This window comes from Streptomyces apricus (assembly GCF_008369065.1).
Taxonomy (GTDB): Bacteria; Actinomycetota; Actinomycetes; order Streptomycetales; family Streptomycetaceae; genus Streptomyces; species Streptomyces apricus.
The window spans coordinates 1-10,436 of sequence record NZ_VDFC01000047.1; the positions used below are offsets into that span (position 1 = coordinate 1).

The 10,436-nt window shown below is 73.3% G+C and carries 9 protein-coding genes; 7 read left to right on the forward strand and 2 right to left on the reverse strand.

Annotated elements, in window-relative coordinates; all coding sequences use genetic code 11:
- Positions 1-36 precede the first annotated feature (36 nt).
- Positions 37-1,041: a Gfo/Idh/MocA family protein gene (locus FGF04_RS26465; RefSeq protein WP_149513874.1), complete on the reverse strand. Its 1,005-nt coding sequence runs from the start codon at positions 1,039-1,041 to the stop codon at positions 37-39.
- 117 nt (positions 1,042-1,158) lie between these two features.
- Between FGF04_RS26465 and FGF04_RS26470 the strand changes: the two genes are divergently transcribed.
- From FGF04_RS26470 to FGF04_RS26495, 6 genes are all read left to right on the forward strand, one after another.
- Positions 1,159-1,908, forward strand: coding sequence for a GntR family transcriptional regulator (locus FGF04_RS26470; RefSeq protein WP_149514365.1), 750 nt, complete (start codon positions 1,159-1,161; stop codon positions 1,906-1,908).
- A 175-nt stretch (positions 1,909-2,083) separates the two neighbouring features.
- Positions 2,084-3,088, forward strand: a complete 1,005-nt coding sequence (locus FGF04_RS26475) for a sugar ABC transporter substrate-binding protein (protein WP_149513875.1) — start codon at positions 2,084-2,086, stop codon at positions 3,086-3,088.
- Entirely contained in the window at positions 3,085-4,122 is a 1,038-nt protein-coding gene (locus tag FGF04_RS26480) for an ABC transporter permease (protein WP_149513876.1), read from the forward strand. Before FGF04_RS26475 ends, FGF04_RS26480 begins: the two co-directional genes overlap by 4 nt.
- Positions 4,119-4,943 carry an ATP-binding cassette domain-containing protein gene (locus FGF04_RS26485; RefSeq protein WP_149513877.1) on the forward strand — a complete coding sequence of 275 codons (825 nt, stop codon included), beginning with the start codon at positions 4,119-4,121 and terminating at the stop codon, positions 4,941-4,943. The genes FGF04_RS26480 and FGF04_RS26485 overlap by 4 nt, the downstream gene beginning before the upstream one ends.
- Before the next feature lie 315 nt (positions 4,944-5,258).
- Positions 5,259-6,452 (forward strand): ROK family glucokinase, encoded by a 1,194-nt coding sequence (locus FGF04_RS26490; RefSeq protein ID WP_149513878.1) that lies wholly within the window; start codon positions 5,259-5,261, stop codon positions 6,450-6,452.
- The gene (locus tag FGF04_RS26495; RefSeq protein ID WP_149513879.1) at positions 6,449-7,030 is read left to right on the forward strand and encodes a sugar kinase; all 582 of its coding nucleotides are present in this window, start codon (positions 6,449-6,451) and stop codon (positions 7,028-7,030) included. The genes FGF04_RS26490 and FGF04_RS26495 overlap by 4 nt, the downstream gene beginning before the upstream one ends.
- Positions 7,031-7,414: 384 nt before the next feature.
- Here the strand turns inward: FGF04_RS26495 and FGF04_RS42120 are convergent, their stop codons facing one another.
- On the reverse strand, positions 7,415-7,813 hold the full coding sequence (locus FGF04_RS42120) for a hypothetical protein (RefSeq protein WP_408055667.1): 399 nt from the start codon (positions 7,811-7,813) through the stop codon (positions 7,415-7,417).
- Between FGF04_RS42120 and FGF04_RS26500 the strand changes: the two genes are divergently transcribed.
- Entirely contained in the window at positions 7,808-9,907 is a 2,100-nt protein-coding gene (locus FGF04_RS26500; protein WP_235882522.1) for a DEAD/DEAH box helicase, read from the forward strand. The genes FGF04_RS42120 and FGF04_RS26500 overlap by 6 nt on opposite strands.
- The last annotated feature ends 529 nt before the right edge of the window (positions 9,908-10,436 follow it).

Here is a 10,436-nt window from a genome sequence, read left to right on the forward strand (position 1 = left end):
CCGGGGCCCCGGGGCCCCGGGGCCCCGGCGGAGCCGTCAACCCGCGATCTCAGCCAGCGGCACAACCCGCCGCTCCCGCCGCGACAGCACACACGCCTCGGCGACCCGCAGCGCCTGCAACGCCTCGCGCCCGTCGCACGGATTGGCACGCTCCCCCCGCACCACCTCCACGAACGCGTGCAGCTCGGCCTCGTACGCCGGCCCGAACCGCTCCAGGAACCCCGTCCACGGCTTGGTCGCGGCGGGCGGCCCCGCCGGTTCCGTGGAGGTGATCGGCGTCCGGTCGTCGAGCCCGGCCCCGATCTGGTCCAGCTCCCCGGCCAGCTCCATGCGGACGTCGTACCCGGCGCCGTTCAGCCGGGTCGCCGTGGCCGTCGCGAGCACCCCGTCGTCCAGGGTGAGGACGGCCGCCGCCGTGTCGATGTCGCCCGCCTCGCGGAACATCGCGGGACCGGCGTCCGACCCCATCGCGCAGACCTCCGTGACCTCGCGCCCGGTCACCCACCGCACCATGTCGAAGTCGTGCACCAGCGTGTCCCGGTACAGCCCGCCGGAGAGCGGCAGGTGCTCGGCCGGCGGCGGCGACTGGTCGGACGTCATCGCCCGCACGGTGTGCAGCCGCCCGAGCCGGCCGGAGCGCACCGCCTCCCGCGCGGCCGCGTACCCGGAGTCGAAACGCCGCTGGAAGCCCATCTGCAGGACCGTCCCGGCGGCCTCCACCTCCGCGATGGCCGTGAGGGTGCCCGCCAGGTCGAGGGCGATGGGCTTCTCGCAGAACACGGGCAGCCCGGCCCGGGCCGCCCGGCCGATCAGCTCGCCGTGTGCCGAGGTGGCCGCGGTGATGACCACGGCGTCCACTCCCCAGGTGAAGATCTCGTCCACGCCGGGCGCCGCGGTGGCCCCTAAGCGGTCCGCGAGCCGGCGGGCTCGTGCGGGGTCCGCGTCCGTGACGATGAGGGAGCCGCCCACCTCGCGGTGACGGCTGAGGGCGGTCGCGTGGAAGGTGCCGATGCGACCTGTCCCGATGAGTCCGATGCGCATGCGACCAAGCTGAGGGCGAATCCTACACCCTGTCAACTCTTTGTCCGGACAATCGGACCTCACAACTTCCCGTCATCATGCACCGGAGTTACGCTCGGGCCCGTGCCCAAACCAGATGTGGACCCGACCGCGCCGCTCCAGCTCAGCGTCGACCGGAACAGCCCGGTGCCGCTGTACTTCCAGCTGGCCCAGCAGCTCGAAGCGGCGATCGAGCGGGGCGCTCTGACCCCGGGCAGCCTCCTGGGCAACGAGATCGAGCTGGCCGCGCGCCTGGGCCTGTCCCGTCCCACGGTCCGCCAGGCCATCCAGTCACTGGTCGACAAGGGCCTCCTCGTACGCCGCCGCGGCGTGGGTACCCAGGTCGTGCACAGCCAGGTCAAGCGCCCCCTGGAGCTGAGCAGTCTCTACGACGACCTGGAGGCGGCCGGCCAGCGCCCGGCGACCCGCGTCCTCGTCAACACCCTCGTCCCCGCCTCGGCGGAGGTGGCGGCCTCCCTCTCGGTGGCGGAGGGCAGCGAGGTGCACCGGGTGGAGCGGCTGCGGCTGGCCCACGGCGAGCCGATGGCGTACCTCTGCAACCACCTGCCCCTCGGTCTGCTCGAACTGGACGGCGCGCAGCTGGAGGCCACCGGTCTGTACCGGCTGATGCGTGTCGCGGGCATCACACTGCACAGCGCCCGGCAGTCCGTCGGCGCGCGCGCCGCCACCGCCGCGGAGGCCGAGCGCCTCGACGAGTCCGCCGGCGCCCCGCTGCTCACCATGCAGCGCACCACCTTCGACGACACGGGCCGCGCCGTCGAGTTCGGCTCGCACACCTACCGCGCCTCGCGCTACTCCTTCGAGTTCCAGCTCCTCGTACGCCCCTGAGCAGGTAGGACGCCGCAGTCGCCCGTACCGCCGCCGAGGACTCGCCCACCTGGACGCGCGGCGGTGCCGAGGACCCCACTGTCCGGAATCCTTCATTCCGTATCCGATACTTGGCGGGTCCATAAATCAGTAAATGGACTGGCAGACGTATCGACAGCAAGAAGGGCACGGCCTCGTGGCACGGTTTCGGACCTGGGTCAGCATCGCGGTGGCAGGGGCGCTCGGCGCGTCCCTGGCCGGGTGCAGCAGCACCGGCGGCAAGCGCGCCGAGGACGCCCGCAAGGCGGCGTCGGTCCGGGGCGGGGCCGCGGTGGACACCCCCCGCTGGACCGTCGCGATGATCACGCACTCCGGCGACGGCGACACCTTCTGGGACATCGTCCAGCGAGGCGCCCAGCAGGCCGCCGACAAGGACAACATCAAGTTCCTGTACTCCCACGACGACGAGGGCCAGCAGCAGGCGCAGCTGGTGGACGCCGCCGTGGACAAGGGCGTCGACGGCATCGTCGTCACCCTCGCCAAGCCCGACGCCATGAAGAGCGCGGTCGCCCGCGCCGTGAAGGCCGGCATCCCGGTGATCACCGTGAACTCCGGCTCCGCGCAGTCCGAGGCGTTCGGCGCGCTCACCCACGTCGGCCAGGACGAGACGATCGCCGGAGAGGCCGTCGGCGACGAACTCAACGACCGCGGCCGCAAGAAGGCCCTGTGCGTCCTGCACGAACAGGGCAACGTCGGCCACGAGCAGCGCTGCGCCGGCGTCGCGAAGACCTTCGACGGCACCGTCCAGAACCTCTACGTCGAGGGCACCGACATGTCCGCCGTCCAGTCCTCCGTCGGCGCCAAGCTGCAGGCCGACCGGTCCGTCGACGCCGTCGTCACGCTCGGCGCGCCCTACGCGGACACCGCCGTCAAAGCCAGGGCGGACGCGGGCAGCAAGGCCGAGATCGACACCTTCGACCTGAACGCCAAGGTCGCCGCCGCGCTCGCGGACGGCACCCTCGGCTTCGCCGTCGACCAGCAGCCCTACCTCCAGGGGTACGAGGCCGTCGACCTGCTCTGGCTGCACAAGTACAACGCCGACACCCTCGGCGGCGGCCGGCCCGTCCTCACCGGACCGCAGATCATCACCAAGGACCAGGCTGCCGAGCTGAAGGACTACGCGGACCGGGGCACCCGATGACGGCCACGCTCCCCTCCGCGGACGAACGGCTGCTGCGCACCTCCCCGCTGCGCAGGCTCCTCGGCCGGCCCGAGCTCGGCTCGGTGGTCGGCGCGCTCGCCGTCTTCCTCTTCTTCGCCCTGGTCGCGGACGGTTTCGTCCGCGCGGCCGGACTCAGCACCGTGCTCTACGCGGCCTCCACGATCGGCATCATGGCGGTACCCGTCGCGCTGCTGATGATCGGCGGTGAGTTCGACCTCTCCGCGGGCGTCATGGTGACGTCGTCGGCGCTGGTCTCGTCGATGTTCAGCTACCAGATGACCGCGAACGTCTGGGTGGGCGTCGGCGTGTCGCTCCTTGTCACCCTCGCGATCGGCTTCTTCAACGGCTTCATGCTCACCCGCACCAAACTGCCGAGCTTCATCATCACGCTCGGCACCTTCCTCATGCTGACCGGCCTGAACCTCGGCTCCACCAAGCTGATCAGCGGCACCGTCTCCACGAAGACGATCGCCGACATGGAGGGCTTCGCGTCCGCCAAGGCGCTCTTCGCGTCCGTCCTCACCGTCGGCGGCGTCGACTTCAAGGTGACCATCCTGTGGTGGCTGGGCCTGGTGGCCCTCGCCTCCTGGATCCTGCTGCGCACCCGCGTCGGCAACTGGATCTTCGCCGTGGGCGGCGGGAAGGAGGCCGCCCGCGCGGTCGGCGTCCCCGTCGACGCGACGAAGATCGGCCTCTACATGGGGGTGGCCCTCGCCGCCTGGATCGCCGGACAGCACCTGCTCTTCTCCTTCGACGCCGTCCAGTCGGGCGAGGGCGTCGGCAAGGAGCTGACGTACATCATCGCGGCCGTCATCGGCGGCTGCCTGATCACCGGCGGGTACGGTTCCGCCGTCGGCTCGGCGGTCGGCGCGCTGATCTTCGGCATGACCGACAAGGGCATCGTCTTCGCCGAGTGGAACCCCGACTGGTTCAAGTTCTTCCTCGGGGCGATGCTGCTMCTCGCGACCCTGCTGAACGCCTGGGTCCGCAAGCGTGCGGAGGCCACGGCATGACCCGGCCCGCCACGACCACGTCCGCCGGGCGCACGCCGCTGGTCGAGCTCGACGACGTCAGTAAGTACTACGGCAACATCCGCGCCCTGGAGGGCGTGTCGCTGGAGGTCCACGCGGGGGAGATCACCTGCGTCCTGGGCGACAACGGCGCCGGCAAGTCCACCCTGATCAAGATCGTCGCCGGGCTGCACCGGCACGACACGGGCACCTTCCGCATCGAGGGCGAGGACGTCCGCCCGGCGTCCCCGCGCGAGGCCCTGGACCGCGGGATCGCCACCGTCTACCAGGACCTCGCCGTCGTCCCCCTGATGCCGGTCTGGCGCAACTTCTTCCTCGGCTCCGAGCCGAGGAAGGGCTCCGGGCCCTTCAAGCGCCTGGACGTCGACCTCATGCGCCGCACGACCCGCGCGGAACTGCTGCGCATGGGCATCGACCTGCGCGACGTCGACCAGCCCATCGGCACCCTCTCCGGCGGCGAGCGCCAGTGCGTGGCGATCGCCCGCGCCGTCCACTTCGGCGCCAAGGTCCTCGTCCTCGACGAGCCCACCGCCGCACTGGGCGTCAAGCAGTCCGGAGTGGTCCTGAAATACGTGGCCGCCGCACGCGACGCGGGCCTGGGGGTCGTCCTCATCACCCACAACCCCCACCACGCCTACCTGGTCGGCAACCGCTTCGTCCTCCTCAAGCGCGGCACGACGGTCGGCGACCACACCCGCGACGACATCACCCTGGAGGACCTGACCCGCCAGATGGCAGGCGGCGACGAACTGGACGACCTCCGCCACGAACTGGAGACGGGCCCCGGGCCGGGGCCCCTTTAGGGGCGCGGGGAACGGCGCGACCAGCCACGACGAACCCGCGGCCGACGGACGGGTGACGGCGGCCCGGGACGCACTTCGAGGGGCGCGGAGCTGTGACATCTGCGGCTCCGCCGCGGGGCGCGACCAGCCACGACGAACCTGCGGCCGACGAACGGGTGATGGCGGCCCGGGGCCCCTTCAGGGGCGCGGGGAACGGCGCGACCAGCCACGACGAACCCGCGGTCGACAGACGAGTGACGGCGGCCCGGGGCGCCCGAAGCGCAGCGAGGGACGCCGCCGTGCAGCACAACCGATACGTGGGGCAGAATCGGCGCGATGAGCACCTACCGCGACCTCGCCCTGCCCAGGGCGCTCGGCTCCGCCAGAGCCGCGGGCGCCCCCATCGGCTCCCGCCGCGCCACCGTCCTGCGCACGGTGGGCACGCGTGAACGCCGTTCCCACCTGACGGCACCCCGCGTCCCCACCGTCGGCATCGACATCGGCGGTACGAAGGTGATGGCGGGCGTCGTCGACGCGGACGGCAACATCCTGGAGAAGGTCCGCACCGAGACCCCCGACAAGTCCAAGAGCCCCAGGGTCGTCGAGGACACCATCGTCGAACTGGTCCTGGACCTCTCCGACCGGCACGACGTGCACGCGGTGGGCATCGGCGCGGCCGGCTGGGTCGACGCGGACCGCAACCGCGTCCTGTTCGCGCCGCACCTCTCCTGGCGCAACGAACCCCTCAGGGACCGCATCGCCGGGCGCCTCGCCGTCCCCGTGCTCGTCGACAACGACGCCAACACGGCCGCCTGGGCCGAATGGCGCTTCGGCGCGGGCCGCGGCGAGGACCACCTCGTCATGATCACCCTGGGCACCGGCATCGGCGGCGCCATCCTGGAGGACGGGCAGGTCAAGCGCGGCAAGTTCGGGGTGGCGGGCGAGTTCGGCCACATGCAGGTCGTGCCCGGCGGCCACCGCTGCCCGTGCGGCAACCGCGGCTGCTGGGAGCAGTACAGCTCCGGCAACGCCCTGGTCCGCGAGGCCCGCGAGCTCGCCGCCGCCGACTCCCCGGTGGCGTACGGGATCATCGAGCACGTCAAGGGCAGCATCGCCGAGATCACCGGCCCGATGATCACCGAGCTGGCCCGCGAGGGCGACGCGATGTGCATCGAGCTGCTCCAGGACATCGGCCAGTGGCTCGGCGTCGGCATCGCGAACCTCGCGGCCGCCCTCGACCCCTCCTGCTTCGTCATCGGCGGCGGCGTCAGCGCGGCCGACGACCTGCTGATCGGCCCCGCGCGGGATGCTTTCCGGCGCCAGCTCACCGGCCGCGGCTACCGCCCGGAAGCCCGGATCGCCCGCGCCCAGCTCGGCCCCGAGGCCGGCATGGTCGGCGCCGCGGACCTCGCCCGGCTGGTCGCCCGCCGCTTCCGCCGCGCCAACCGGCGCCGGGTCGAGCGCTACGAACGCTACGAGCGCTACGCCGAGTCGCGCCAGGAGGCCCAGGAAGCCCGGGAGACGCTGTGACGGCCTCCCTGCCGCGCCAGGCCTCACCCCCGGACGAGCCGCCGCGCCCGCCCGAGGAACGGGGCCACATGATCCGCCGCCGCGCCCTGACGCTGCTGATCATCGTGCTGCTCATCGGCGTCCCGGCCGGCTACCTGGTGATCTCCGCCAACCAGAGCCGCGACAGCGGCAAGGACAAGGAGGCGAAGTACTCGGCCACCGGCCTGACCCCGGGCTGGCCCTCCCGCGTCCAGCGCCGCCTGTACCAGGTGCCCATCCCCGGCTACTCGGCCGAGGTCGCGTACTACGAGACGAACAACTGGAAGACCAGCCGCCTCTACGTGCAGTTCCTCACCAGCGACGAGGGCCTGGAGAAGTTCCTCACCACCATCGGCACCAGCGTCGACGCCCTGGAGAAGGACAAGATCGCCATCAGCGCCCGCGACCGGCGCGTCGTCGGCTGGGAGTTCACCGGGCCCGGACCGTGGTCGGGCGTCAACCACGAGCGCAAGAACCCGACGCCCACCCACCACATCGTCGTCGACCGGGCGAAGCCCGGTCACCCCATGGTCTACGTGGTCTCCAGAACGACGCCCTGACCGGCCCGCACCGCCGCCGGGACCCGTTGTCGGACCCGGCCCGTAGAGTCGGGGACGAGTGATCCGACGGCCGGATCCGACCAGTGGTCCGCGCGGGCGGGGAGGTGACCGGGAGCATGAGCACGGGACGGACGGGCGCGGGGGAGACCCTCACGGCGGACATGCGTACGGTCGCGCCGCCCGCGGTGGACGCGCATGCGCTGCGGACGCGTTCTGGTTCCGGCACCGGCACCAGCACCAGCGTCGACACCGGCGCCGACGCCGCGCCCGGTGTGTCCATCCGGCTGGCCGCCGTGTTCCTGCCCGCCGCGTTGCCCCGCGACGGACGGATCGCCTTCTGGGACCCGGACGGCGAGGCCCCGCTCCCCGCCCCGGACACCGAGCTCACGGTCGTACGGCCGCACGGCGCGGGCGTAGTTCGTACGCCGACAGGTCGAGGCGCAGGGAGATGCGCACCCCCGCGTCCATGCCGGCGGCGACCTCCGCGGCCCAGTCCAGGGCGCCGGGCAGCCGCTGGGGTGCGCTCGCCGCGAAGGGCAGGCCGGCGGCGTACGGGGCGGCCGGGGTGCGGGGCAGGGCGTCGGCGACCGCGTCCAGGAAGGCCCGGGTCAGCGCTTCCGGTTCGGGCAGCCGCAGCGGGCCGCGGAGGTCGCCGCCGGCATGGACGCGGGGGTGCGCATCTCCCTGCGCCTCGACCTGTCGGCGTACGAACTCTTCGACGGCGGCGACGGCGACGGCGGCGAGGACGCGCGGCGGGCCGGTGCGGCCGTCGTCCAGGTGCACAGCCTCGCCGACCCCACCCTCGTCGCCGACGCGGCGGCCCTGTGGGCGGGCGCGGCGGACACCGTCTTCGGCCCGCGCGCCCGCGTCGACGCCGCGCTGGCCGTGCGCCGCGCGGCCCGTGTCTGGCCGCCACTGGACCGGCTGTCCGCGCAGGACGTGCCGGACGTCCTGGCCCTGTCCGAGGACGAGCTCTCCGACCTGCTCGGCGTCGCGGCGACCCGCCTCGGCGCGGCTGGCGTCGCCGTGCACTGGCCCCGGGACCTCGCCCAGGACCTGAGCGCGGCGGCGGTCGTCCGCTCCGCACCCGGCTCGGCCACGGACGGCACGGGCTTCTTCGAGAGCGAGGAACTGCTCCGGTTCAGCTGGCAGCTGGCCCTGGGCGGCGACCCCCTCAGCGAGGCGGAGATGGACGCGCTGGCCGAGGCGCACCGCCCCGTCGTCCGGCTGCGCGACCAGTGGGTGCTGGTCGACCCCGCCCTCGTCCGCAAGGCCCGCAAGCGCGACCTGGGCCTGCTCGACCCGGTCGACGCCCTCTCCGCGGCCCTCACCGGCAGCGTGGACGTCGACGGGGAGTCCGTCGAGGCGGTGCCGGTCGGCGCGCTCGCCGCGCTGCGCGACCGCCTGACGGCCGGACCGCAGCCCGCCGAACCGCCCCCGGGCCTCGCGGCGACCCTGCGCGACTACCAGCTGCGCGGACTGGCCTGGCTCGACCTCATGACCTCGCTCGGCCTCGGCGGCTGCCTCGCCGACGACATGGGGCTGGGCAAGACCGTCACCGTCATCGCCCTCCACCTGAAGCGGGCGCGCACCGAACCGACCCTGGTCGTCTGCCCCGCCTCGCTGCTCGGCAACTGGCAGCGGGAGATCGAGCGGTTCGCCCCCGGTGTGCCCGTGCGCCGCTTCCACGGACCGGACCGCTCCCTGCCCGGCACGGCCGGCGGCTTCGTCCTCACCACGTACGGGACGATGCGCTCGACCGCGCCGCTCCTCGCCCGGCAGCCCTGGGGCATGGTCGTCGCGGACGAGGCCCAGCACGTGAAGAACCCGTACTCGGCGACCGCCAAGGCCCTGCGGACGATCCCCGCGCCGGCCCGGGTCGCCCTGAGCGGCACTCCCGTGGAGAACAACCTCTCCGAGCTGTGGGCCCTGCTCGACTGGACGACCCCGGGGCTCCTCGGCCCCCTGAAGTCCTTCCGCGCCCGGCATGCGCGCGCCGTGGAGAACGACGAACACGGCGAGAGCGCGGAGGCCGCGGCCCGCCTCGCCCGGCTCATCCGCCCCTTCCTCCTGCGCCGCAAGAAGTCCGACCCGGGCATCGTCCCCGAACTGCCGCCGAAGACGGAGACGGACCACCCCGTTCCCCTCAGCCGCGAGCAGGCGTCCCTGTACGAGGCCGTGGTCCGCGAGTCGATGTCCGTCATCGAGAGCACCGGGGGCATGGCCAGGCGGGGCCTGGTCCTCAAGCTCCTCACCGCGCTCAAGCAGATCTGCGACCACCCCGGGCTGTACCTGAAGGAGGCACCGGACGAGCGCCCCGGCGGTGCGGGGACGGCCCGGCAGGCCGCCCGCTCCGGCAAACTGGCCCTGCTCGACGAGCTGCTGGACACGCTGCTCGCCGAGGACGGCTCGGCGCTCGTCTTCACCCAGTACGTGGGGATGGCCCGGCTGATCACCGACCACCTCGCGGCGCGCGCGGTCCCCGTCGAGCTGCTGCACGGGGGCACGCCGGTGCCCGAGCGGGAACGGATGGTGGACCGGTTCCAGAGCGGGGCCACCCCGGTCCTGGTCCTCTCCCTCAGGGCGGCGGGCACGGGCCTCAACCTCACCCGCGCGGGCCACGTCATCCACTTCGACCGCTGGTGGAACCCGGCCGTGGAGGAGCAGGCCACCGACCGCGCCTACCGCATCGGCCAGACCCAGCCCGTCCAGGTGCACCGCCTCATCACCGAGGGCACCGTCGAGGACCGCATCGCCGACATGCTCGCCGCCAAGCGGGCCCTGGCGGACGCGATCCTCGGCTCCGGCGAGGCAGCACTGACGGAACTGACCGACCGCGACCTGTCCGACCTGGTCTCACTGCGGAGGTCGACGTGATGTCTCCGACGGTTCGACGGGAAGAGGGCGGGGGCGACCCGGAGGAGCCCCGCTCCGCCGACGAGTCCCGCCTCGCGGATGAGCCCCGCCCTGCCGACGGGGAACGGCCGGCCGATGGGGAGCGGCCCGCCGATGCGGCGCGGCGGGCCCTGCGGGAAGCACGGCGGGGTGCTGCCGGCGTCCCGGACCCCGGCACGGGCGTGGACCTGGGGCCGGGCCTGGGCACGCCGGGAACGCACTCCGTCGCGCCGGATCGGGGTGAGGGCCGAGGTTCGGGTTCGAGGCCGGACGCGCGTTCCCAGAAGGGGGCGCGGCCGGTTACGGACACGACCTCGGCGGACGCCGTGGCCCCCGGCCCCCGGCCGGGAGACGTCGCACGTGAGGCGCTGCGGCGCGCCGCGGGCCGTGGTGGTGGCAGTGGCGACGCGGCCTCCGCTCCGGCGGGGACCGTGCCGGCCGATAGGGAAGCCGAAGGGACGCACGAGGAGTCCGTGCCGCCTCGGAACGGGCGGGACGGGCGGAACGGGCG